Consider the following 25,182-nt stretch of genomic DNA (forward strand, 5'->3'; position numbering starts at 1 on the left):
AGTTAATTACTTATTAATTCAGCTTGATTGATTTTATCATTATTGACCATTTTAACAATAAGATTATTGAATATTGTAGCTTTACTTTGAGATCTGTTTATTCTAAAACAAAATTCATTGAAATATCTATTTAAATTATTGTCACTAACCCAAGAATAAGTTGTTCTTATCCAAGATTTAACCTGATGTATCATTGTATGAAGCGCTTTAAAATTTAACCCTCCATTACTTTCTATTTGTGTGATGTCGTAAGCCTTTGCAATAGGACTATAGCCTCTCCATTTATCTGTAGTAATCTTTGCGTTTCGGCTGATATGGTTGACAAAAATATATTGTAAGGATTGTGCTGAAAAATCATCTATTTTCATAGCATACATTCTTTTTACCTTTCCATCTTCTGTAAGCTGAACAGCTGTAACCGCCTTCTTTTTCTTAGCATTGTAGCTTCTGCCAACTTTTGTTTCTTCTCTGCCCCCTAAAACAAATTCATCTACATGAACAACTCCGTCCATAGGATTATTCCCACTCGAAGACATAGCTTCTCTGACCTTAAGCATAAAAAGTCTAGCTGTTTTTTCTGTTACTCCGTAACGTACTCCCATATAACTTGCAGATAAGCTTTTCGTGCTTGTAGCCATCTCAAAACAAATAAAAAATGCTTTGCGAACACCAAACTTTACCTTGTGAAATAATGTATCTGCTGTTGCGGATTCTGTATGTCTACAAATATTACATTGCCTAGAGAAATCAGCACGTGTTTGACAGGCTATATGATTGCATCTAGAACATTTAAAAGGGGTTTTAGACTTAATATTTGCTAAATATTCTTTGCAATCATTGTCCGTTTTGAAGCAATCAGAGAACTCTAGAAGATTTTGACCCTTGAAAATATCCATAATTTAATATATTTACTGAGTATCAAGATACGAAGTTAGCTACTGACCTCTAAAACTTTAAAAGGGAATGCTTCTCAGCAGATTAACGGACTTAATATTGCAACTGGCTCTTTTGAGGAGATAGATGTTAATGGAATTTCTACGACACTTTTTTTACATTACAGTAGAAAGCATAATGGGGTAGCGGTTGCAGGAGTAACAAATACTATTGAGCGTGGCAATGGATTAATGATTGCTTACGGTGGTAATGATGTATATCACGGAAATGGAATTATGGTAGGAACTCTCTTCGGAAATTCTACCAACTCATTTAATGGCTTACAAATAAGTGCAGCTAATTTTATTTCTGAAAAAGGAACTGGATTACAGATTGGTATTTTTAATTCTGCTACTAATTTCAGAGGTCTTCAATTAGGTTTATGGAATAAGAATTCTAAACGGTCATTGCCGTTTATTAATTGGCAATTTAAAACCTAGTTAGTTTTTAAAACTAAAAAAGCCCAATAAACTTAATTATTGGGCTTTTATTATTTTGAGAAAGATTGAAAATTAATCTTCTTTTTTATCTCCTCTTGGTTTTCTATCGTCTTGACGGTTGTCACGTCCGCGATTATCTCTACCTCTATTGTCACGACCACGATCGTTGCTCTCTCTTGGTGGTCTTGCTACATAACCTTCAGGTTTTGGTAATAAAGCTTTACGAGATACTTTCTCTTTACGAGTTTTAGGATCTACACCGAAATACTTCACTTCAAATACATCTCCCATATTAACAACGTCAGAAACATTTTCTGTACGTTCCCAAGCTAGTTCAGATACATGTAATAAAACTTCATTTCCTGGAGCTTCTGCATATTCTACTACTGCACCAAAATCTAACATTTTTATTACTTTCACTTCGTAAGATTTACCAAGTTCAGGCTTGAATAAGATAGAATCTATTTTTGCTAAAACAGCATCAATACCTTCTTGTCCTACACCTAAAATTTCAACAATACCTTCTTCAGTTACTGGATCTTCGTTTATAACAATAGTAGTTCCAGTTTCTTTTTGCATTTCCTGAATAACTTTTCCACCTGGGCCAATTAAAGCACCAATGAATTCGTTAGGAATACGTCTCGTAACCATTTTTGGAGCATGTGGTTTCACATCTTCAGCTGGAGTAGAAATAGTATCTGTAATCTTGCCTAAAATATGTAAACGACCATCACGAGCTTGTTTTAATGCATTCACTAAAATTTCGTAGGATAAGCCTTTAATTTTAATATCCATTTGGCAAGCAGTAATCCCTTCAGAAGTACCAGTTACTTTAAAGTCCATATCTCCTAAGTGATCTTCATCTCCTAAAATATCAGACAATACGGCGTAACGATCACCATCAGAAATTAATCCCATTGCTATACCAGAAACAGGACGTTTCATTTTAACACCAGCATCCATTAAAGCCATTGTACCAGCACAAACCGTTGCCATAGAAGAAGAACCGTTAGATTCTAACACTTCAGAAACAACACGTACCGTATAAGGACAATCACTAGGAATCATTCCTTTTAAACCACGTTGCGCTAAGTTACCATGACCAACTTCTCTTCTAGAAGTTCCTCTTAGGGGTCTAGCTTCACCAGTACAAAAAGGAGGGAAGTTATAATGTAAATAGAAATTTTCTTCACCTTCAAAAGAGGGCATATCTATTTTGTTAGCATCTCTAGAAGTACCTAAAGTTACGGTTGCTAAAGCTTGAGTTTCCCCACGTGTAAATATAGCAGAACCGTGTGTAGACGGTAAGTAATCTATCTCACACCAGATTGGTCTAATTTCGTCAGTCTTACGACCGTCTAAACGTAAACCTTCACTTAAGGTTAATTCACGAACTGCTTCTTTTTCAGCTTTTCTATAGTAACCTCCTACAAGGTGACCAAATTCTGCCATTTCTTCTTCGGTAAAAGATGCTTTTACTTCTTCTTTTACTTCAGCGAATGCATTCGTACGCTCTGCTTTAGAAGTTCCCTTCTTAGCAATAGCATAACATTTATCGTAAGCTAAATCGTGTATTCTTTTTTCTAGTTCTTCGTTTACTTCTGCAGTAGCGTATTCGCGAGTTTCTTTTTTACCAAAAGCTTCAGCTAAACGTAATTGAGCAGCAATTTGAACTTTAATAGCTTCATGAGCAAACTTGATAGCATCTGCCATCACTTCCTCAGAAATCTCATCCATTTCACCTTCAACCATCATTACAGAATCAGCAGAAGCACCAATCATCATTTCTAAATCAGATTCTGCTAATTGAGCACGGGTTGGGTTAATTACAAATTCTCCATTTACACGAGCAACTCTAGCTTCAGAGATAGCACATTCAAAAGGGAAATCTGATAATTGGATTGCAGCAGAAGCAGCTAAACCAGCCATAGCTTCAGGCATAACATTTTCATCATGAGACATTAACTGAATCATCACTTGTGTCTCTGCGTGGTAATCTTTTGGGAATAAAGGACGTAAAACACGGTCTACTAAACGCATTGTTAATACCTCACCATCACTTGGTCTTGCTTCTCTTTTGAAGAAACCACCAGGGTAACGACCTGCAGCTGCAAATTTCTCTCTGTAGTCTACAGTAAGTGGAAGAAAGTCCACATCGCTTTGTTTGTAATTAGAAACTACAGTACATAATAACATACAGTTTCCAGATTGAACAACAACAGAACCATGTGCCTGTTTTGCTAATTTTCCAGTTTCGATAGAAATTTCTCTACCGTCCCCAAGGTCAATAACCTCTTTAAATACTTTTGGAATCATAAAATTGATTTGCAACTTGTCTTAACAAGTTAGTTAAACTTTGATCTTTTTTGTCTTTAATTAAGACGGACAGTTGTTGTGCTGTTGTAGTGGTGTGACCAATGAAAAACTATATGCAAGCTTTTTGTCTGCTGCCTTAAATTATTATTTAAGGACTTCTTGTAAAGATACATCAAAAACTAATTTAATGTATTAAAAAAGGGGGAAGCTAAGCTTTCCCCCTTCGAAAATTATTTTCTAATACCTAATTCTTTAATTATTTCACGATATCTTACAATATCTTTCTTAATTAAATAATCTAATAAGCTTCTTCTTTTACCTACTAACATTACTAGAGAACGTTCCGTGTTGTAATCTTTACGGTTAGTTCTTAAGTGTTGACTTAAGTGCTCAATACGGTGCGTAAACAATGCAATTTGCCCTTCAGCAGATCCAGTGTTTTTTTCTTCGCCACCGTGTTTTTTGAAAAGCTCAGCTTTTCCTTCTTTAGTTAAATACATTCCAATATTATGTTTAAATGATTTTTATGTATATGATTGAATTTTTCAACCAGTTTGCAAAGATATAATTATTTTATGATAATCTTATTCTATAAAAGAGAAATTTTAAATCTTCCTCTTTTTCTAAATTGATCAGTATCATGTAGCTAACCTATTTTTAAGCCGATTTCATTTCTTCTTTACGAACAGGAATATTTTGAATTAAATCAATATACAGATTAATCTTCTTTTTTAAGTTTTTTCTGTGTACGATAAAATCTAAGAAACCATGTTCCATTACAAATTCGGCAGTTTGAAAACCTTCAGGTAATTCTTTACCTGTAGCTTCCTTTACAACTCTTGGTCCTGCAAAACCTATTAATGCACCTGGCTCAGAAATATTAATATCGCCAAGCATTGCATACGAAGCAGTAGTTCCTCCAGTTGTTGGGTCTGTACATAGTGAAATATACGGTAAACCTGCGTCTGCTAACTGTGCTAGTTTTGCAGATGTTTTAGCTAATTGCATTAATGAAAGAGCAGCTTCCATCATACGTGCGCCACCAGACTTTGAAATCATTACAAATGGTAATTTCTTTTTGATTGCATAATCAATACCACGCGCAATTTTTTCTCCGACAACACTTCCCATAGAGCCTCCGATAAAAGCAAAATCCATACAGCAAACTACAATATCCTTACCGTAAGATTTGCCTATAGCAGTTCTTACAGCATCAGTTAGACCTGTTTTTGCTTGTGCAGCTTTTAAGCGGTCTGCGTATTTTTTAGTGTCTTCAAATTTTAAAGGATCTTTAGATGTTAGTTTAGCATCAATCTCTTTAAATTTATTGTCATCAAATAAAATTTCGAAATACTCTTTACTTCCGATACGAACATGGTAATCGTCTTCTGGACTTACATAAAAGTTTTTAGCTAATTCATCAGCTTCAACAATTTTACCTGTAGGCGATTTGTACCACAACCCTTTTGGGGTGTCTTTTTTTTCCTCCGTTGCAGTTTGTATTCCTTTTTCTTTTCTTTTAAACCAAGACGACATACATTGAATGTTTAGTTAAACGGCTATTTTATTGAGTTAGTTAGGCTGTAAATTACAGCGTATCTACGTTGTTTAAATCAGCAAAAGCTTTTTTCAAACGTGTAACAAATGTTTTTTCACCTTCACGTAGCCATACTCTTGGATCGTAAAATTTCTTGTTAGGCTCATCGGCACCATTTGGGTTTCCTATTTGACCTTGTAAGAACTCTTTTTTGTCTTGGATGTAGTTACGAATACCTTCTAAAAATGCATATTGTAAATCAGTATCAATATTCATTTTTATAACTCCGTAGCTAATTCCTTCTCTAATTTCTTCTACTGTAGAACCAGATCCGCCATGAAAAACAAAATCAATATGGTTGTGTTCTACGTTATATTTTTCAGTGATGTATTCCTGAGAATTTTTTAAAATTTTCGGAGTTAATTTAACATTACCTGGCTTGTAAACTCCATGAACATTACCAAATGCAGCGGCAATTGTAAATCTAGGACTTACTTTTGATAGTTCTTCATAAGCATAAGCCACCTCTTCTGGTTGTGTGTATAATTTAGAATCGTCAACATCAGAATTATCAACACCATCTTCTTCACCACCAGTAATACCTAATTCAATCTCTAAAGTCATCTCCATTTTTGCCATTCTAGTAAGGTACTCTTTACAGATTGCAATATTTTCTTCAAGAGGCTCTTCAGATAAATCAATCATATGAGAGCTGAAAAGAGATTTTCCAGTTTCTTTATAATGTTGTTCACTAGCATCTAAAAGTCCATCTATCCAAGGTAATAATTTCTTAGCACAGTGGTCTGTATGCAAGATTACACTAACACCATATGCTTCTGCTAATTGGTGAATGTGTTTAGCTCCTGCGATAGCACCTTGTATAGCTGCTTTCTGACCTTCATTAGATAAGCTTTTTCCTGCATTAAATTGAGCGCCACCGTTAGAAAACTGAATGATAACTGGTGCGTTTAATTCTGCTGCTGTTTCAAGAACTGCATTAATGGTGTCAGAACCAATAACATTTACTGCTGGTAAAGCAAATCCTTTTTCTTTTGCGTAGTTGAAAATTTCTTGTACTTGGTCTCCAGTTGCAACTCCTGGTTTAATATTATGAGCCATAATTTTTATTTCTTGAATTAGTAAATGAAAAAATGAATAACAAAAGTAATAAAATATTTAAGAGAGTGTCTTCTTTTTATCTGCAAACAGCGACCTGAGGCTCTTATTTTCTTGCGATAACGTTTTAGTTGTTATACCTGTATTTTAAAAAGGATAATTAATACCGATTTGTAACACAGAGTTTGCGAAATTATAATCTCTAAACCATCTTTTTGATATTTCTTCTGCTGGATTGTAGGTTTTAAAACCTAAATCTACTCTAAATACAAAGTAAGTAAAATCATATCGTACTCCAAAACCTGTTCCTAATGCAATGTCCTGTAAGGAGCTAAACCCATTAAATGTAGCGTCTGTATTTTCTACATTGTCAAATACATTCCAAATGTTACCAGCATCTGCAAAAAGCCCTCCTTTTATGTTTCCAGCAATTGGGAAACGGTATTCAAGGTTAAAGGCTAATTTAAGGTTTGCCTCGTTAAAATCATTTAAATTATCTGTTTTCCCGGGTCCTAACGTGTAAGGGCTCCAGGCACGGTTGTCATAGGATCCACCTGCAAAATAACTACGAGAAAACGGAATGCTATTAGAATTACCATAAGGAATGGCGATACCCATAAAGCTTCTAAAAGCTAAAACTTTAGATTCTGATAAATCCCAATGCTTAATATAATCAAATTCTGTTTTTAAATATTGCGAGTAAGGAACGCTAAACACCAATTTATTTCCGTCTTCATCTTCATTAAAAGGAACAGCGGTAGCCGCAAGAGATAGTAGATTGCCAGCGCCTTCTATTTTAAATTTAAATTGATGAAAACTATTGTCAGTTAAACTAGTTTGGTTATTTTTTGAAAAGGTATAGTTAGTAGCAAATATTAAGTTGTTTTGTGTAAGTCTTTGGCGTCTTTCTTCGATACTACGTACTTCCTCAAAATCATCGCTTGATGAGGTTACTTCGCTGTCTAAAATAGCTTTAGTGAAACCAGTAGTTCCCTGAGGAATGGTCAGTCTAAAATCTCCGCCCTCTCCTGCAGGTTCATAGTTTTGCGATAAATTGGCATCTGTTTCGTAAATATCTTGATCTGCAATAGCGTTTAACCTAGCGAATGAATTTTGATATACATAAAAGTACCGATCAATATTTACATTTTTTACATATTGAATGTTTAGTAATTCAATATTGTGTTTTAATTGCGTATTGGGAGCCCAGCTATATCCTAAGATGCTATTTAGGGTTTGTTTGTCTAAACCAATATTTTGCTGAAAACTAGTTCCTATAGAGATTCTGGTTTTTGGCAACATATAATAAGGTATAATTTTTTTGGTATTAAAAAAAGGAAACCAAATTCGGGGAAAATTTAAAGCAATATCACCACCAAAGTCTTGCACATTAAAAAACTGGCGATCCGTTACGTTAGCGTCACTTGAGGCTCCAATATTAGCAGTTGCAGATATACTTAAGTTTTCTGCTCCTCTAAAAATATTTCTAATGTTTAGTGCAGGTGTAAAGGATAGTCCAAAAAATTGAATGTTAGATCTACTAACATCAGTATCAAAACTTAGGGAGTATTTGTCACGAGCAGTTAAGTAGATGTTAGCTGCTAAAGAAGCCTGGCTGCTGTCTGCTATTATTTCAATATTAGGATACTTAAAATTATTTAAGTTATTTATTTGACGATAGGTGCGCAACCTGTTTATATCTCTATAGATACTATCTTTTTCCATAAAAATAGCATCCGTAAGTGCTTTGGGCTTGTAATTTAATTTGTCTTTGTAATATATGGTAAAACCTTTGAAATTTACAGAATCTAATTCTTTGGGATTATTGGCAAATAAGTGGTCTGCAAAAATATTTACTTTACTAAATTTATAAACCTTGTAGGCAGTTTTAGTAGAGTCTCCTCTTGTTTTTAAGTTGTCAATATTTAATTCAACAATCATTTCTTGATCGTCTTTGGCGGCTAGCGTGTCGGTAATAATGTTGTAACTAATAGAGCTTTCTTGAAAATTGTAGACTCCCTTGTTTCTAAATAATTCGGTTAAACGTTCTCTTTCTTGCGTAAAATTGGAAAGGTCAAATTGGGTTTTATTTTTTACTGCTGATGTTGTTTTATTCAATTGATAGATATAATCTAAAGCGGGTGATGCAATTACACTATAAGTAGAGTCAACCGTAAATGGTTTTCCTAAGTTTAAAGAATAGGTTATTCCTGCTTTTTGTTTTCTTTTGATGCTGTCTATAAGGTACTTTCCGGTGGCGTTAAAATAACCTCTATTGCCATAGTAAGCCTTTATTCTTTTTAGAGATTTGCTTGTTTTAGCAGTGTCTATGATGATAGGTACTTCTCCTATTTTTTTAAGCCATTCGCTATAGCCTTTAACCATGAAAGATTCTCCAAGGCTATCTAATTGTTTTTTCGAAATAAGTTTACGGAGCCTTTCTTCTCGTTTATCTTTCTTGTGTAGCCAAGCTTGATAGGAAGAATCGGGGTTTTGCTTTGCTAGATTATAGAGGTTTAAACGTAAGGGGTATCCTGCTAAAGAGCTATTAGGTTTTTGAATAACAAGACTTTTTATATTTTCGTCTTTTATTTTTTCACCGTCAGCTCGTATTGTGTTGTTAATCAGTAAAAGTTCGTCATCTTCTACTCTTTTCAGCGCATTACAAGACACGATGATTAAACCTAAAAATAATAAGACTATTTTTACACTGTTATTTTTCAAACTCAATTCAGATTCTAAGAAAATCAAAAATACGTTATTTGTATGGTTGGTAAAAGCCAAATAAAACTTATAAAAAGCCTTCAGCTTAAAAAAAATAGAAATCTGCATCAATTGTTTGTGGTAGAAGGTTTGAAAACAATACAGGAACTCTTAAAGTCTTCTTTTGAAGTCTATAGTGTATTTAGTACCGATGATCATTTTGTTGAGGAAAATAGTGCGTTTTCAGCGTTGATTTCTTCTGTAGATCTAAAGAAAATGAGTTCGCTTAATACACCTAACGGATATTTAGGGGTTTTTAAGATGTCTCAAAAGAAAGCGATACATGATAATGCATGGGTCGTTGCGGTAGATACGATTCAGGATCCTGGAAATTTAGGCACGATAATTCGTTTGTGCGATTGGTTTGGAATAAAAGATTTAGTGTGTAGTTCTGATACGGTAGATTGTTACAACCCAAAAGTAATACAAGCCACTATGGGTTCTATTACAAGAGTGAATGTGACGTACTTAAATTTGATAGATTTTTTAGAAGAGACGGGGTTGCCAATCTATGGTGCTTTTATGGATGGCGAAACGGTGTATACATCACAAATGCCTGTTAAAGGTATTCTTGTAATGGGAAATGAGGCCAATGGTGTTTCGGCTGAGGTTGAGAAGTTGGTTCAAAAAAGAATAGCAATACCGCAATTTGGAGCTCAAACTGCAGAAAGTTTAAATGTAGCGACTGCTACTGCTATTTTATTGAATGAAATAAGAAGAGGTTAGCTTATTTTTTATTCAAAAGTGAAATTCACAAAAACACCTCTTGTTCTAATTCCTGAAAGATTTCCTGTCCAAGGACTATCTGGGTCGTTGTCAGGTACCAGCTCATTATTTATGGCGAAAACGCCTCTGATAGAAGGAGAGAATTTAAAGTACTCAGTATAGAAATCTATCCCAAAACCAACTTCCCAATTGTAATTGTTTTTCGTCATTCTAAATGTTCCACTACTGTTGTCGTCTAAACTATCTTCATTACTTCCTAAATTTAAAGAGTACGAAAGACCGCCAACAATATAGGGTTTCCAGTTTCCTATTCTTTTTGTACTCGCTTTTAATAAAAGCGGAAAATTAATATAAGTAGACTTTACATCTCTTATCGCCTCATTTTCTGTGGTGAACCCTCTAAAGCCAATTGTTCTTTGGGTGTAAAATAAACCAGGTTCAAATCTAAGGTCAAAAAACTGATTCAGTCGTAATTCACTGATCAGACCTACATTAAATCCTGTACTTGTAGATACTAAATGATCTCCATCTCTAGGAACGTCAACGTAATCAAACTTAAAATCGAATGAATTGAACCCTAAAAAATAACCCCAATTTAATGGTGCTTCGTCTTCGTTTTGAAGATTGAGAATAGGTCTTTCATTAAACTGAGCTTGTGTGTTTAGGCATATAAATAGACCTAAAAACAGAAAAAAAATGTTTTTCATACCTTACTTTGTAGCTACATATATAGATGCGACCCCAAGTGTTTGGGGTTTGTCCTCTATATCTATAAACCCAATTTTCTGTAAAATATTGTTGAACTTCTTACCATAAGGGAAAACTGCTGCAGATTCTGATAAATATTCATAGGCAGAATTGTCTTTAGAGAACAATTTTCCAATCTTAGGCATAATCTGCTTTGTGTAAAATTTATACCCTTGTTTAAAGGGAGTTTTTGTGGGTACAGATGTTTCAAGAATAGCTAAAGTGCCTCCTTTTTTTAATACTCTATAGATTTCTGAAAGACCTAGTTCTAAGTTTTCAAAATTTCTTACCCCAAAAGCAACCGTTACAGCATCAAAAGTGTTTTCATCAAAAGGGAGGTTCTCACTATCGCCAACAATCATTTCAATAGTTTTGTCTAACTGTTTCTGTGTTACCTTTTTTTTACCAACAGCTAGCATTCCAGGAGAAATGTCTAAACCTACTATTTTACTAGCGCCGGTTTCAATAAGATTTATAGCTAAATCTCCTGTTCCTGTGGCAATATCTAATATGGAGGTTGGATTCTTCTTTTTAAGAATGGCAACAACTCTTTTTCGCCATTTTATGTCTATTCCAAAGGAGATTACTCTATTTAAACCATCGTAATTAGTGGAAATAGTGTCGAACATTTGGGTGACTTGTTCTTTTTTACCTAGATCAGAATCTTTGTAAGGAGTAACTTTTTTACTCATGGCTGCAATTTTATTGCAAATATACAATTTCGATTTTGCTTTATCATAGCTTAATTATACAATAAACTTGGTGTTATTCAGTTTTTTACTTACTAGATTTTAAGTGCGGCAAAATTAAATTATGTAATTTTGCAGCTCAAAATTTTGCAAACTTTTCAAAGCATGATCCGTAAGAGCAATAGTGCCTTTGCGGTATATTCCAATAGAAACAAACCTAGTCGCAGGTGTGATTTAGGTTGAATTAATGGAAAACAATTTTTTTAATTCATGAAAATTATTATTGCAGGGGCTGGTGAAGTAGGATTTCATTTGGCAAAATTATTATCTTATGAATCTCAAGATATCACCCTAATAGATTCTGTAAAAGAGAGTTTGTCTTATGCGGATACGCATTTAGATATTCGTGTTCTGAAAGGCGATGCTACTTCTATTTCTGTATTACAGGATGCGCAAGTAGGTAAATCAGACCTAGTTATTGGGGTAACGTCATCAGAAACTACAAATATTACCCTATGTTTAATGGCTAAGCAAATGGGTTGTAAACGTACTATTGCTAGAATTTCAAATACAGAGTTTAAAAAATTTAAAGACGTTGTCGATTTTAAGAAACTAGGAATAGATGAATTAATCTCTCCAGAAGAACTTGCAGCACAAGAGATACAGTTATTACTGAATAAATCTGCTTTTAACGATACATACGAGTTTGAGAATGGAGCCTTAATTATGGTGGGTGTTTCGTTGCCAAAAGCAGCTCCTTTTGTAGGTAAATCTGTAAAAGATGCGGCTCAGATATTTCCAGAACTTCATTTTATGCCTATAGCATTACAGCGAACAGGCACGCAATACACCCTTATACCAAGGGGAGACACAGTTTTTAAGGAAGGCGATCAAGTATATTTTATAACCTGTAAAGATGGTGTGGATGAGCTTTATAAGCTTACGGGTATGGTAAAACGCGACATTAAAAATGTAATGATTCTTGGTGGGAGTAAGGTTGGGTATAAAACAGCTAGAGATCTCTGTGGTAAAAAATTCAATGTAAAACTTATTGAAAAAAATAAAGAGAAAGCTTTTGATCTTGCGGATGAATTACCAGATGCATTAATAATTAATGGCGATGGCCGTAATGTAGAGTTGCTAGAGGAAGAAAGTCTAGAATCTATGGATGCTTTCATTGCGGTAACAGGAAATTCTGAGACTAATATTATGTCTTGCTTGGTGGCAAAATCAAAAAATATAAAAAAGACGATTGCTTTGGTTGAGAATATGGATTATTTTCAATTGTCACACTCTATTGGAATAGATACCCTTATTAATAAAAAATTACTAGCAGCAAATAATATATTTAGACATATTAGAAAAGGTGAAGTTGTTGCTTTAACACGTTTGAATAATTTAAATGCAGAAATATTAGAGTTTATTGTTAAGCCGGGATCTGCCGTTAACGGAAAAATCATTAAAGAATTAGACTTTCCTAGAGAGGCTACCATTGGTGGCGTTATTAAAAATGGCGAAGGTATTATTGCTTTAGGAGATTTTAAAATTAAACAGGGGGATAGGGTTGTTGTATGTTGTCTGCCAAGTTCTATTCCAAAAATTGAAAAAATGTTTCTTTAATGAGTCTTAACTACAGAATTATTTTTCATCTAATGGGGCTTCTATTGCTATGTAATGGAGGTTTTATGATTATAGCTGCGATTTTTAGCGGTATTTATAATGATGGAGCTACTTTAGATATTACATTGGCGGCTATTGTTACTATGATTATAGGAACCTTATCTATGTTCTTAACTCGAGGTCATAAAAAAGAAGTTAAAAAGAAAGAAGGGTATATTATTGTAACAGGAGGTTGGTTGGTTATGTCACTTTCTGGGGTATTACCTTATTTGTTTTCTGGTGCTATACCAGATTTTACAAACGCTTTTTTTGAAACTATTTCTGGGTATACGACTACGGGAGCTTCTATTCTTGATGATATTGAAGCTTTGCCAGAGGGAATTCTTTTTTGGAGGAGTTTAACGCATTGGATTGGTGGTATGGGGATAATAGTTTTAGCTATTGCTATCCTGCCTCTCTTAGGGATAGGGGGAATGCAATTGTTTGCTGCAGAAGCCCCAGGACCTAGTAGTGATAAGTTGCACCCTCGAATAACAGACACGGCTAAAAGACTGTGGTTAATCTATTTTGGATATACGGTAGCAGAAACAATTCTATTAAAATTAGCAGGAATGTCTTTTTTTGATGCTATAAATCATTCTTTGGCAACCTTATCTACAGGTGGCTTTTCTACTAAAAATCTGAGCACAGCGTACTGGAATGATCAACCGTTAATTCAATACATCATTATATTATTTATGTTCCTTGCAGGGAGTAATTTCGTATTAAGTTATTATGCCTTCAAAGGAAAAGTGCAAAAAATTCTATTTGATGAAGAATTTAAATTCTATACCATATTTGTAGTTGGGTTTACTATTGTTTCTGCACTGGTGGTTTATTTTAAAGCTAATGTAGCTGTTTCAGAATACCATCCAATGATTTGGGGAGAAGCAGAAAGTGCTTTTAGGCATTCGTTGTTTCAGGTATTATCTGTTATTACAACTACTGGATTTGTTACTGCAGATTTTACAAATTGGACGCACTTTTTAACTATCTTTTATTTTGGATTATTCTTTCTTGGTGGGTGTGCGGGCTCTACGTCTGGTGGTATAAAAGTAATGCGTCATTTATTGATTATAAAAAATGGATTGCTAGAGTTTAAACGAACATTACATAGTAATGCAGTGATTCCTGTGCGCTATAATAATAAGACTGTACGGGAGCATATTGTATATAATATTATTGCATTTTTTGTGCTTTATATGCTCATGTTTATCATAGGATCATTAGTATTAGGTGCCTTGGGATTAGATTTTGAATCAGCAATTGGTGGTGCGGCTTCTTCCTTGGGCAATGTAGGTCCAGGTTTAGGTAGTTTAAATCCATTAAGCAATTTTAATGGCTTGCCTGCTCTAGGAAAATGGTGGTGCGGGTTTTTAATGCTTTTAGGAAGATTAGAGCTTTTTACTGTTTTAATCCTGTTTACTCCATATTTCTGGAAGAAAATATAATACTTAAAGAGTTTTTTTTAACGTTATAGTGCCAACAAGGCTTATTCTTGAATAGTTTTGTAGATGTAGTTTGGGTAAGTACTTTTGGTATGAGATAGTTGTAGTGTCATCTTTAATAAAAGAACATAAAAAAAGCGCCTCAATAATATATTGAGGCGCTTTAGTTTTAAATAAAGGGTATTATTAAGAAACAGCTTTTTTAATTCTAGCCATTGCTTCTGTAATTTGTGCTTCACTTGCAGCGTATGAAATACGAATGCAATTATTGTTTCCGAAGGAGTCTCCTGCAACAGTTGCTACATTTGCAGTTTCTAATAAATACATAGATAGGTCAGACGAATTGTTAATTTTTATTCCATTTAATGTTTTTCCAAAATAAGCAGATACATCAGGAAAAACATAAAAAGCACCTTCTGGCTCGTTACTTTTAAATCCAGGAATATCTTGTAATAAACCTAAAATTAATTTCCTGCGTTCTTTAAACTTATCTACCATGTATTGAATGCGGCTAACAGGTTCTAATAATGCTGTAATAACAGCGCGCTGTGCAATACAATTAGCGCCACTAGTTACTTGACCTTGAAGTTTATTGCATGCTCTAGCTATATATGCTGGAGCTCCAATGTATCCTATTCTCCATCCTGTCATAGCAAATGCTTTTGCTACACCGTTTACAGTTACTGTACGGTCAAACATGTCTGGGAACTCTGCCATAGAAGCATGTGCAGTTACGCCATAGTTTATGTGTTCGTAAATTTCATCACTAACAACTACTATTTGAGGGTGTTTTTGTAAAACATCTGCTAGTGCTCTTAGTTCTGCTTTGCTGTATATAGATCCTGTTGGATTACACGGAGAACTGTACCATAACATTTTAGTTTTTGGTGTAATCGCTGCCTCTAATTGCTCAGGAGTCATTTTAAAATTAGTGTCCATTGAAGTTTCCACTTCCACAGGAACACCTTCTGCTAATTTTACGATGTCACTATAGCTTACCCAGTAAGGACAAGGTAAAATAACTTCATCACCTTTGTTTAAACAAGCCTGTGCTACGTTGTATAGCGATTGTTTTGCACCTGTAGAAACTACAATTTGTGGTAAGGTGTAAGTAAGCTTGTTATCTCTTTTAAACTTTGTTATAATAGCCTCTTTCAGGTCTACATATCCATCTACTGGAGAGTATGAGTTGTAATTGTCGTTTACAGCCTGTATCGCAGCTTCTTTAATGTAATCAGGGGTGTTAAAGTCTGGTTCGCCTAAACTAAGGCCAATAATGTCTTTCCCTGCGGCTTTAAGTTCTCTTGCTTTTGCAGCCATTTCTAAAGTGGCTGATATCGCTAAATTGTTAACTCTTTCAGATAATTGGTTGCTCATTATATTATATAGTTTTCTAATACTGTACAGCAGGCTTTTTGCCTAGTTCTTTTAAATGACTAAAATGCGAAATTATAGCTTTTCTTGTTGTCTTGTATTCGTTGTATGGTAAATTAAACTCTTTTGCGGTCTCTTTCACAATTTTAGCAATTTTTGTGTAATGAACATGGCTGATGTTAGGAAAAATATGATGTTCTACTTGGTGGTTTAATCCTCCAGTGAACCAATTTACTATCTTGTTTTTAGTACCAAAATTTACTGTGGTAAACAACTGGTGTATAGCCCATGTATTTTTCATATTACCATTTTCGTCTGGCAAAGGTGTTTCTGCTTGATCCACAACATGCGCTAATTGAAAAGTAACACTTAAGATTACTCCTGCTACATAATGCATGATAAAGAAACCTATTAGAATTTTCCACCAAGCAATGCTCAAAATAAGCATTGGTAAAACAATCCAAATAGTAAGATAAATAATTTTTGTAATCACTAATTTACTCCAGTTTACAAACGGATTTGGTAATTCGCCATAAGATAACTTACGTTTTGTATAGCGATACATTTGTTGAAAATCTGTAGTTATTGCCCAATTAAATGTTAGTAAGCCATATAGAAATACAGAATAGAAATGTTGAAATTTATGGTGTTTTCTCCATTCCGCATGCTTTGAGAATCTAAGAATTCTCCCAGCTTCTAAATCTTCATCATGTTCATGAATATTGGTGTAGGTGTGGTGTAATACATTATGTTGTACTTGCCAGTTAAAAACGTTTCCAGCAAGAATATAGATACTGCCGCCCATTATTTTATTCACCCATTTTTTGTTGGAATAAGAGCCGTGATTACCATCATGCATTACATTCATGCCAACTCCTGCCATTCCTATGCCAATAAGTATAGTGAGTAGCAAATTAGCCCAGTTAGGTAAATTTAAGGTTAGTATAAGGAAGTATGGTGCTAAAAATAAAGCAAACATTACAGCTGTTTTTAAGTGTAATCTCCAGTCCCCTGTTTTTTTTATTTTATTCTCTTTAAAGTAATCGTTTACCCTTTTGTTTAAAGTTTTAAAGAATTGGGTAGAATCCTTTCTGGAAAATCGAACGGTTTCTGTATTCATGATATTGTTTTTAACAAAGATAAGTTAATTCGTTTTTAGTAATTCAAAATACCTATTTAAAAAGGAAATATTTATGATTTTTAAAGTGTTATTTTTGCATTAAAATTACTTTGTTTATGGATGTTAGTATGTTGTTTCTTCATTTTCCTGATTTAACTGAGGAGCAAAAAAGACAGTTTACACTTTTGGCCGATTTGTATAAGGATTGGAATATGAAGATTAATGTGGTGTCTAGGAAAGATATTGATGAATTGTATTTAAGACATGTATTACATTCTTTAGCAATTGCTAAAGTGCATCAATTTTTACCAGGGTCATCTGTAATTGATGTGGGTACTGGAGGTGGGTTTCCTGGAGTGCCTTTGGCTATATTGTTTCCTGAAACACATTTTACTTTAGTAGATGCTATTGGTAAAAAAATAAAAGTTGTAGATGGAGTTGTAGCTGGTTTAGGTTTAAAAAATGTTACGACTATAAATGATCGCGTAGAGACTGTTAAAGGTAAGTTTGATTTTATTGTGAGTAGAGCAGTTGCCGCTATGCCAACCTTTGTACATTGGACTAAGGGGATCATAAAGAAAGAGTCTCTTCATGAACGAAAAAACGGAATCTTATATCTAAAAGGGGGGGATTTATCAGAAGAGCTTCAAGGCTATAGAACCGTAGAACTTTTTAATGTGTCAGATTATTTTGATTACGAATTCTTTGAAACTAAAAAAATAGTATATCTGCCCTTAAAATATAGAGGTTAACTAAAAAAGGTCGATTCATGAATCGACCTTTTTTAGCTAAAATTGAAATTTCAATTTTAAATACTCAATAAACTTAAATAAGATTGTCTGCAAGTTTTAGCATAATTTTTGACATATGATGTCATACTTTGAATGCTAAATGTTTGTGTTTTTTCCTGAGTTTTTGAAGTTCTTTCTTTCATGATCCGCCGTTTTAATAAAGGCAAAGTTACTTCTTATGCCTTTTGTTTACAATTAATTAACGTTAAATTTACATTAATAGTATGTTTGAGTGTTATTTTTTTGGCTGATTTTTAATTTTTTATACTTGTTGGAGTGTTATTTAATTAAAAAGCTTAAGTTTTGGTATAAAAAAAGTCGCTAACGTTTTAGAGTAGCGACTAATTATATAAAGAGATAAAACGCTTAATTTAAGCTCCAAGGCGGAGTTACGTTGTTAGATCTAGCATAAGCAATTAACTGACCTTTGTGCTCACCATTATGTTCCATTATAGCGAGAAGTCCTGCTAGCGTACTCATTTTAGCGAACTCAAAATCCACTTCTTCAGTAAGCTTATCATCTTCTACCAACAATATAGATTTCAAGACAAACTCATTAGAAGCTTTTAATGCGGTAATGATATTTTCTTTTCCTGTAATTTTAGATAAGCCCATAACATCTACGTTTTCAGGTGGAGCAAAGCCCATTTTTGATGCTAAAAAATAGTTTCCGCCAGCTACATGCAATAAAGCTTCACGAACAGAATTTACTCCGTCTATAGGTCTCCAGTCATATTGATCCTCAGAAAAAGCTTCCGCTAATTGAATAATTTGTTTTTGATTGCCAATTAAAACATCATGAATTGTTATTTGTGCTAAATTTTCATTTGGGTTATCTGTTTTTTGGACTTTTAAAACTTCCTGAGCATGAGAGAATGTCATTAAGAAAAAAATACTGATGAGAGATGCTAATTTTAGTTTCATATTTTTAGTGTTTAAAGTGTTGGTATTTAGAATATTAATTGTAAAAATAATGTTTTTTTTATTTAAAGTTGACTCCGTGTTTTAGTCGCTCTGTCTTGTGGAGCTAACGATATTAAATCCTTTTTCTTTTGGCTTTAATTTGGAGAGATTCTACTAGCGAGGATTTTTTACAAAAAAAATCCCGAAAAGTATTTATTTTCGGGATTGTATTATTTGTTATGGAACGTTATTATCCTAAAAAAGGATATCTATAATCTACTGGAGTTACAAAAGTTTCCTTAATTAATCTAGGAGATACCCAGCGTAATAAGTTTTGTGCTGATCCAGCTTTGTCGTTAGTCCCAGAAGCTCTTGCTCCACCAAATGGCTGTTGTCCAACAACTGCGCCTGTTGGTTTGTCGTTGATATAGAAGTTACCTGCGCAATTTTGTAATGCTTTAGTTGCTTCTTCAATTACATAACGGTCTCTAGCTAAAACGGCTCCAGTTAATGCGTATTCAGAAGTGCTATCTACTAGTTTTAAAGTTTCAGCCCAGTTTTCGTCTTCATATACATAAATAGTAACCACAGGTCCGAATAATTCCGTTTCCATAGTGGTGTATTTTGGATCAGTAGTTAGGATAACTGTAGGTTCTATGAAATAACCTTTAGATTTGTCGTAATTACCACCCGCAATAACTTCGGCATTATCATCTTTCTTAGCTTGGTCAATATACTTCGCTAATTTATCAAAAGAAGCTTCATGAATAACAGCGGTAACATAGTTAGACATGTCTTCTGGAGAACCTGGTTTGTTGATTGTTTTTAAATCAGCTTTTACGTTTTCTAATACTTCACTAGCGATAGATTTTGGTAAATACACTCTAGAAGCGGCACTACATTTCTGTCCTTGAAACTCAAAAGATCCTCTTACAATTGCAGTAGAAACTTGACTAGGATTTGCTGTTTTGTGAGCTAAGATAAAATCTTTACCTCCTGTTTCTCCAACAATTTTTGGATATGTTTTGTAGGTGTGAATATTAGTTCCAATCTGCTTCCATAACTCTTTGAATACATGTGTAGAACCTGTAAAGTGAATTCCTGCGAAATCTGGACTCGCTAAAACTGTTTCAGTAATCATTACTGGATCACCATAAATAACGTTAATTACGCCATCAGGTAAGCCTGCTTCTTTGAAAACATCTACAATAACTTTAGCAGAGAATATTTGGCTATCACTTGGTTTCCATACAACAACATTACCCATCATTGCGGCACTTGCTGGTAAATTCCCAGCAATGGCTGTAAAGTTAAATGGAGTAATCGCATATATGAACCCTTCTAATGGTCTAAATTCTACACGGTTCCAAATGCCTGGAGCAGATGCTGGTTGCTCTTGGTAAATTTCAGTCATGTATTGTACATTGAAACGTAAAAAATCAATGAACTCACAAGCTGCATCAATTTCAGCTTGATGTATAGTCTTAGATTGTGCAATCATTGTGGCTGCGTTAATCTTAGCTCTATAAGGTCCTGCAAGTAATTCTGCCGCTTTTAAAAATATAGCTGCTCGTTGTTCCCAAGGAAGATTAGCCCAAGCAGTTCTAGACGCTAAAGTATTATCTATGGCTTGTGTAACGTGTTTTTTTTCTGCTAAATGGTAAGTTCCTACGACATGTTTATGGTCGTGCGGAGGAGACATCGTTCTTGTGTTACCTGTTTTTATTTCTTCGCTACCAATATATAGTGGAACGTCAACGGTACCGTTAAAATAAGTTTTATATTGTTTCAGTACTTCTTCACGCTCAGGAGATCCTGGTACGTATTCTTTGATAGGTTCGTTTATAGCTGTCGGAACTTTAAAAAATCCTTTACCCATTTTATTTTATTTTAAATTAAAAAGTCTTGGTAAAGGTACTAAAAGTAAATAGCTATAAAAAGTAAAAAAGATTAGTTCAATGTAAACGGAGTACTGAATTTAAAAGTGGGAATGTATACTCTAAACTTTTCATTGGTTGTGAAATTGACCATATTATAATGACCTTTCATTGCACCAATGGTAGAGGTTAGTAGACATCCAGAACTATAGGTGTGAGATTCTCCTGGAAGGATAACAGGTTTCTTTCCTATTACGCCTTCACCATCTAATACCTCTAATTCATTGAGGGAGTCGTATATTTTCCAATGACGGGAGGTAAGTTGTACAGAGTCCTTGCTTTGGTTTTCTATAGTAATAGTATATCCAAAGGCGTAGTGCGTTTTATAATTTTTAAAAAACGTACCTTCAAAACTGGTGCTTACAGAAATTTTTATCCCTTTTGTTATCTGAGTTGTCATTGCTTTCAAATGCTAAATTTTACGAATAGGATTACTGGTTTACTTAGTCTTAAAATAAGAAATAACTAACATGTAAATTCAATTTTAACGAATTGTTCGTATAAGTAAAACGACAAAATTCACTCAAAATTACATATTAGCTCTTAATATTGAGCAATATATTAAAGTTTTTGCTCACTTACTTGTGTTGCTTACGAAGTTCGTTGTAATAAGCTTTTTAAGGGTGTAATAGGGAGTGTTAGTTACTAACGTTAATAGAATTTGCAGAACCTATGCCGATTATGCTGTCGTATAAATCTCCAAAATTTCGGTAATAAACTAATACTAAATAGTGATTTTCAGTGTTGTGAAAATTTCCAGATATTTTATTTAATTCAATTTCTTCTCCGTGTTTGGTAACGTATTTATAGTTGTAAAACCCTTGTTTTATTAATATGTTAGCTTCAAGAAGTCCATTTTCAGAATTATAAGTCATCTTATTTTCTTCAGTTATCGCATAATTATTAAACTTTCCAAATACATAAACATCATCTAAACCAAGTTCTTCTTTATAAGGAAGGCTAAAGTGTACGTCGGTGTATTCTGCTTCTCGGGAAGAATCGTCTCCTTGTAAAGTACGAACTACAAAGTCGCCATCAATATCAGGAAAATAGGTGTAGGGTCTGTTATTCCTATATATGTCAGTGAATAAATAGTGGTTGTAAATGTCTGTTAGTTCTATATGGGAAATTGCTGCGGTTGCAGATCTCAAATCCTTGGTGTCAAAATTTAAGAATTCATTGCCTGCGTAAAAGCTAGTTTCGCTATCGTATTTGTAAACCAATTCGCTGCCTAAGGTAAATTGTGGTTTAACACTGTAAATTGCGGTAGGCCAATAGTAATTTTGGATTATAGCTATTTTCACCTCCTTTTTGGGGTTGACAACGTTGAAGTTGCTATAATTAATGTTGATTTGGGTTATTTGCTTTTCATTAATAAATTCAAAATCTCGTGTTCTTTTAGGGGTGATACCGGCGGTAACTAAATTCTGATATACTACAAAACGTCTTGAAAATACCAACTCGTAGTTGCTATCATAGACTTCTAGCATGTAATTGCCACTTATTTTTAGCTTAACATTATCGTTAGGTATGGTGAGTTTGTAATTGGAGTAGGGTTGCAATGTGTTATAACTGTTGCTGTAGTCTGTGATTCTTTGGTCGTCAATTCCGTTTAGGTATTGTGATTTCAGTAAATCAGACGGAGTCCAATCATAATTACAATGTGTTAACTTGTAATAATAGTCATATTCCCCTGCAGTGATATCGTCAAAAACTAAATAGATAGGGTCTCCTAGTTGTACAATAGGGAATTGATCTTCTGTTTCGCCTTTAAAAACGATAGTTTTAATGTTATTGGGAGGGTTTATTTCTTCTTGAACTTGAGCGGTAGTGTTTAAAAAACTAACGAGTAATAGGGGTAAAAAAAGGTATTTTTTCATTATAAGCGGTTGTTTGGCAAAGATACACAAAAGTTGTGCCTAAAAAACTAATGAGCGTTTTAGCTTGACTATTATTTAGAATAAATATAAATAATATATTCTTGCTTATTTTAGTAGCGAAATGTACTCTTAAAATTTTAAATTTGCATCAAATTTTGTTAACCTAAGGTCTACATTAATATGTCTAAAGACATCAGAATTAAAAAGGGCTTAAATATTAATTTGGTAGGTAAGGCTGATACAACAACAGTTAAGGCTCCAAATAGTAATGTTTATGTTATAAACTTACAGGATTTTCATGGGATTTCCCCGAAAATGATTGTAAAAGAAGGCGCGAAAGTAAAAGCAGGTGAAGCGCTCTTCTACAACAAAAATCATGAATCAATGCTTTTTGTTTCTCCTGTGAGTGGTGAATTAGTTGAAATTAAAAGAGGAGAGAGAAGAAAAATTCTTTCACTTAAGATTTCGGCTGATAAAACTCAAGAATCCATAGAACATCAAGTTCCAAATCTAAGTGGGGCATCAGCTTCAGATATTAAAGCATTATTGCTTAAGTCTGGTAGCTGGCCGTTTATTAAGCAACGCCCATATGATGTAATAGCAAATCCGGAAAACACGCCAAAAGCAATTTTTGTGTCAGGGTATGTTACTGCGCCGTTAGCGGCAGATTTGAACTATACGTTGAAAGGTAAAGAAAATGAATTGCAAGCGGCTGTTTCTGCAATTTCAAAATTGACGCCTGGCAAAGTACATGTTTCTTATGGAGACTCAAGTTCCCCGTTAGCAGGACTGAAAGATGCAGAAATGCATCAGGTTTCTGGTCCGCATCCAGCTGGACTTGTAGGTACGCAAATCAATAAACTTGATCCTATTAATAAGGGAGAAGTAGTTTGGGTTGTTACTCCTCAAGATTTAGTGATCATTGGAGAATTATTACTTACAGGCAAATTCAATCCTGAACGTATCCTTGCTTTAGCAGGTTCTTCCGTTAAGAAACCTCAATATTATACCACTAAAATTGGATCTGAAATTGCAACATTCCTTTATGCGAGTGGTGTGAATGGAGAAAAGTTTAGAGTGATAAATGGTGATGTTTTGACGGGTGTGAAATCAAGTCAAGATGGGTATTTAGGCTTTTATAATAATACGGTAACGGCTATTCCTGAGGGAGATGATTATGAATTGTTTGGTTGGAATAAACCAGTTTTTAATAAGATTTCTACCACAAGAGCGTTAACGTTTTCTTGGTTAAGTCCTAAGAAAAAATATGACCTTACTACAAATACGAATGGCGAGCATAGAGCATTCGTAGTTACGGGTCAATATGAAGAAGTTTTTCCTTTAGATATTTTTCCAATGCAGTTGTTAAAAGCTTGTATGGTAAAAGATTTAGATGAAATGGAACAATTAGGGATGTATGAAGTTGCTCCAGAAGATTTTTCATTAACAGAATTTATCTGTATTTCTAAGCAGCCTCATCAGCAAATTATTCGTGAAGGATTAGATTTATTACAAAAAGAAATAGGATAACTATGAGCCTAAAAAATAAATTACACAATTTAAAAGAGCAGTATAAAGGCAAAAAAATGGCACCAGCCTTTAATGCTTTGCATACTTTTCTTTATGCTCCAAATGAAACTACACATTCTGGTAGTCATATAAGAGGAGCAGATGATTTAAAGCGTACCATGAATACGGTAATAATGGCGCTTATTCCAGTTTTGTTATTCTCGATGTTTAATGCAGGGTATCAGCATTTTGCTGCAATTGATGCTGCAAACGGTGTGATTCGTGAAGTTTCTGTAATGGGTAACTTTTTGACTTGGGAAAATTTCTGGATCGGAATTATTAAAGTATTGCCGCTAGTTATTGTTTCTTACGGAGTAGGACTTTTAGTAGAATTTATCTTTGCAGTTATAAAAGGACACGAGGTAGAAGAAGGTTATTTGGTAACAGGGATGTTAGTGCCCCTTATTGTACCTATTGATACGCCGCTTTGGATGTTATCTATCGCTGTGGTTTTTGGTGTAGTTATCGGTAAAGAAGTATTTGGTGGTACAGGGATGAATATCTTGAATCCAGCTTTAACAATTAGAGCATTCTTATTTTTTGCATATCCTACATGGATGAGTGGTGATAAGGTTTGGGTATACGATGCCGTAAAGTTAGCGGGTACTCCAGATGCTATTTCAGGAGAAACAATTTTAGGGTTTTTAGCACAGAATAAAGGTGCAGAAATGACCTATTCAATTTCAGATATGTTCTTTGGGTTTATTCCAGGATCTGTTGGAGAAACTTCAACTTTTTTAATTCTTCTAGGAGGATTATTTTTGATTTTCAGTAAAATAGCGAGCTGGAGAATTATGTTAAGTGCCGTTCTTGGTGCTTTGGTAATGGGCTTAATGTTTAATGGTGTAGTAAGTGCCGGCTGGATAACAGATACAAGTAAGTTTTACGGATTGATGAGCTTTACATTCTGGCAGCATTTAATTGTTGGGGGACTAGCATTTGGTATTGTCTATATGGCTACGGATCCTGTAACAGGTTCACAAACAAATAAAGGTAAATGGTTCTATGGTTTTTTTATTGGATTTATTTCAGTAATGATTCGTGTATTTAACCCAGCATATCCAGAAGGAGTTTTCTTAGCTATATTATTAATGAATGTATTTGCACCTACTATAGATCATTATGTGATTCGTGGTAACATTAATAAACGTTTGAAAAGATTAAAGAACGCTACAGTTTTAACAAGCGACAGCGGTAATAAATCAGAAAAATTAAAAGCCGAAACAGTTTAATT

21 protein-coding genes are annotated in these 25,182 nt (G+C 34.1%); 7 read left to right on the forward strand and 14 right to left on the reverse strand.

Annotated features, from left to right (window positions below):
* Positions 1-2: 2 nt before the first annotated feature.
* Positions 3-896 carry an IS1595-like element ISCal1 family transposase gene (locus CELAL_RS11130; RefSeq protein ID WP_013548995.1) on the reverse strand — a complete coding sequence of 298 codons (894 nt, stop codon included), beginning with the start codon at positions 894-896 and terminating at the stop codon, positions 3-5.
* Between the two features lie 228 nt (positions 897-1,124).
* Between CELAL_RS11130 and CELAL_RS11135 the strand changes: the two genes are divergently transcribed.
* Positions 1,125-1,373, forward strand: coding sequence for an LA_2272 family surface repeat-containing protein (locus tag CELAL_RS11135; RefSeq protein ID WP_041557704.1), 249 nt, complete (start codon positions 1,125-1,127; stop codon positions 1,371-1,373).
* Between the two features lie 72 nt (positions 1,374-1,445).
* Here the strand turns inward: CELAL_RS11135 and CELAL_RS11140 are convergent, their stop codons facing one another.
* The 5 genes from CELAL_RS11140 to tamL form a co-directional block, all read right to left on the reverse strand.
* A complete protein-coding gene (locus CELAL_RS11140) occupies positions 1,446-3,689 on the reverse strand; it encodes a polyribonucleotide nucleotidyltransferase (RefSeq protein WP_013551009.1) in 2,244 nt (747 codons plus the stop codon).
* A gap of 230 nt (positions 3,690-3,919) precedes the next feature.
* A complete protein-coding gene (rpsO, locus tag CELAL_RS11145; protein WP_013551010.1) occupies positions 3,920-4,189 on the reverse strand; it encodes a 30S ribosomal protein S15 in 270 nt (89 codons plus the stop codon).
* A gap of 157 nt (positions 4,190-4,346) precedes the next feature.
* On the reverse strand, positions 4,347-5,225 hold the full coding sequence (gene accD, locus CELAL_RS11150) for an acetyl-CoA carboxylase, carboxyltransferase subunit beta (protein WP_013551011.1): 879 nt from the start codon (positions 5,223-5,225) through the stop codon (positions 4,347-4,349).
* 52 nt (positions 5,226-5,277) lie between these two features.
* Positions 5,278-6,345: a class II fructose-bisphosphate aldolase gene (fbaA, locus tag CELAL_RS11155; RefSeq protein WP_013551012.1), complete on the reverse strand. Its 1,068-nt coding sequence runs from the start codon at positions 6,343-6,345 to the stop codon at positions 5,278-5,280.
* A gap of 144 nt (positions 6,346-6,489) precedes the next feature.
* Complete coding sequence (gene tamL / locus CELAL_RS11160) at positions 6,490-9,093, reverse strand: translocation and assembly module lipoprotein TamL (protein ID WP_013551013.1); 2,604 nt, start codon at positions 9,091-9,093, stop codon at positions 6,490-6,492.
* Between the two features lie 15 nt (positions 9,094-9,108).
* On the opposite strand from tamL, the gene CELAL_RS11165 reads away from it, so the two are divergent.
* Complete coding sequence (locus CELAL_RS11165) at positions 9,109-9,831, forward strand: TrmH family RNA methyltransferase (protein WP_013551014.1); 723 nt, start codon at positions 9,109-9,111, stop codon at positions 9,829-9,831.
* A gap of 8 nt (positions 9,832-9,839) precedes the next feature.
* Here CELAL_RS11165 and porT read toward each other — a convergent pair whose 3' ends face one another.
* Together porT and ubiE are read right to left on the reverse strand one after the other, a co-directional pair.
* Complete coding sequence (porT, locus tag CELAL_RS11170; protein ID WP_013551015.1) at positions 9,840-10,538, reverse strand: type IX secretion/gliding motility protein PorT/SprT; 699 nt, start codon at positions 10,536-10,538, stop codon at positions 9,840-9,842.
* A 3-nt stretch (positions 10,539-10,541) separates the two neighbouring features.
* A complete protein-coding gene (ubiE, locus tag CELAL_RS11175) occupies positions 10,542-11,270 on the reverse strand; it encodes a bifunctional demethylmenaquinone methyltransferase/2-methoxy-6-polyprenyl-1,4-benzoquinol methylase UbiE (RefSeq protein ID WP_013551016.1) in 729 nt (242 codons plus the stop codon).
* Between the two features lie 267 nt (positions 11,271-11,537).
* On the opposite strand from ubiE, the gene trkA reads away from it, so the two are divergent.
* Together trkA and CELAL_RS11185 are read left to right on the forward strand one after the other, a co-directional pair.
* The gene (gene trkA, locus CELAL_RS11180; protein ID WP_013551017.1) at positions 11,538-12,887 is read left to right on the forward strand and encodes a Trk system potassium transporter TrkA; all 1,350 of its coding nucleotides are present in this window, start codon (positions 11,538-11,540) and stop codon (positions 12,885-12,887) included.
* The gene (locus tag CELAL_RS11185) at positions 12,887-14,377 is read left to right on the forward strand and encodes a TrkH family potassium uptake protein (RefSeq protein ID WP_013551018.1); all 1,491 of its coding nucleotides are present in this window, start codon (positions 12,887-12,889) and stop codon (positions 14,375-14,377) included. The genes trkA and CELAL_RS11185 overlap by 1 nt, the downstream gene beginning before the upstream one ends.
* Positions 14,378-14,560: 183 nt before the next feature.
* On the opposite strand, the gene CELAL_RS11190 is transcribed toward CELAL_RS11185, so the two are convergent.
* Both CELAL_RS11190 and CELAL_RS11195 read right to left on the reverse strand, forming a co-directional pair.
* Positions 14,561-15,751, reverse strand: a complete 1,191-nt coding sequence (locus CELAL_RS11190) for a pyridoxal phosphate-dependent aminotransferase (protein WP_013551019.1) — start codon at positions 15,749-15,751, stop codon at positions 14,561-14,563.
* Positions 15,752-15,767: 16 nt separating this feature from the next.
* Positions 15,768-16,868: a fatty acid desaturase family protein gene (locus CELAL_RS11195; RefSeq protein ID WP_013551020.1), complete on the reverse strand. Its 1,101-nt coding sequence runs from the start codon at positions 16,866-16,868 to the stop codon at positions 15,768-15,770.
* Between the two features lie 116 nt (positions 16,869-16,984).
* On the opposite strand from CELAL_RS11195, the gene rsmG reads away from it, so the two are divergent.
* On the forward strand, positions 16,985-17,620 hold the full coding sequence (gene rsmG / locus CELAL_RS11200; protein WP_013551021.1) for a 16S rRNA (guanine(527)-N(7))-methyltransferase RsmG: 636 nt from the start codon (positions 16,985-16,987) through the stop codon (positions 17,618-17,620).
* A 405-nt stretch (positions 17,621-18,025) separates the two neighbouring features.
* Here the strand turns inward: rsmG and CELAL_RS11205 are convergent, their stop codons facing one another.
* The 4 genes from CELAL_RS11205 to CELAL_RS11220 form a co-directional block, all read right to left on the reverse strand.
* On the reverse strand, positions 18,026-18,583 hold the full coding sequence (locus CELAL_RS11205; protein WP_013551023.1) for a DinB family protein: 558 nt from the start codon (positions 18,581-18,583) through the stop codon (positions 18,026-18,028).
* A 229-nt stretch (positions 18,584-18,812) separates the two neighbouring features.
* Positions 18,813-20,441 (reverse strand): L-glutamate gamma-semialdehyde dehydrogenase, encoded by a 1,629-nt coding sequence (gene pruA / locus CELAL_RS11210; RefSeq protein ID WP_013551024.1) that lies wholly within the window; start codon positions 20,439-20,441, stop codon positions 18,813-18,815.
* A 71-nt stretch (positions 20,442-20,512) separates the two neighbouring features.
* Complete coding sequence (gene apaG, locus CELAL_RS11215) at positions 20,513-20,899, reverse strand: Co2+/Mg2+ efflux protein ApaG (protein WP_041557705.1); 387 nt, start codon at positions 20,897-20,899, stop codon at positions 20,513-20,515.
* A 238-nt stretch (positions 20,900-21,137) separates the two neighbouring features.
* Positions 21,138-22,379 (reverse strand): type IX secretion system plug protein, encoded by a 1,242-nt coding sequence (locus CELAL_RS11220; protein WP_013551026.1) that lies wholly within the window; start codon positions 22,377-22,379, stop codon positions 21,138-21,140.
* 180 nt (positions 22,380-22,559) lie between these two features.
* On the opposite strand from CELAL_RS11220, the gene CELAL_RS11225 reads away from it, so the two are divergent.
* Entirely contained in the window at positions 22,560-23,909 is a 1,350-nt protein-coding gene (locus CELAL_RS11225) for a Na(+)-translocating NADH-quinone reductase subunit A (protein ID WP_013551027.1), read from the forward strand.
* Positions 23,910-23,911: 2 nt separating this feature from the next.
* Entirely contained in the window at positions 23,912-25,180 is a 1,269-nt protein-coding gene (locus tag CELAL_RS11230) for an NADH:ubiquinone reductase (Na(+)-transporting) subunit B (protein ID WP_013551028.1), read from the forward strand.
* Positions 25,181-25,182 lie beyond the last annotated feature (2 nt).

The organism is Cellulophaga algicola DSM 14237 (genome assembly GCF_000186265.1).
Lineage (GTDB): Bacteria > Bacteroidota > Bacteroidia > Flavobacteriales > Flavobacteriaceae > Cellulophaga > Cellulophaga algicola.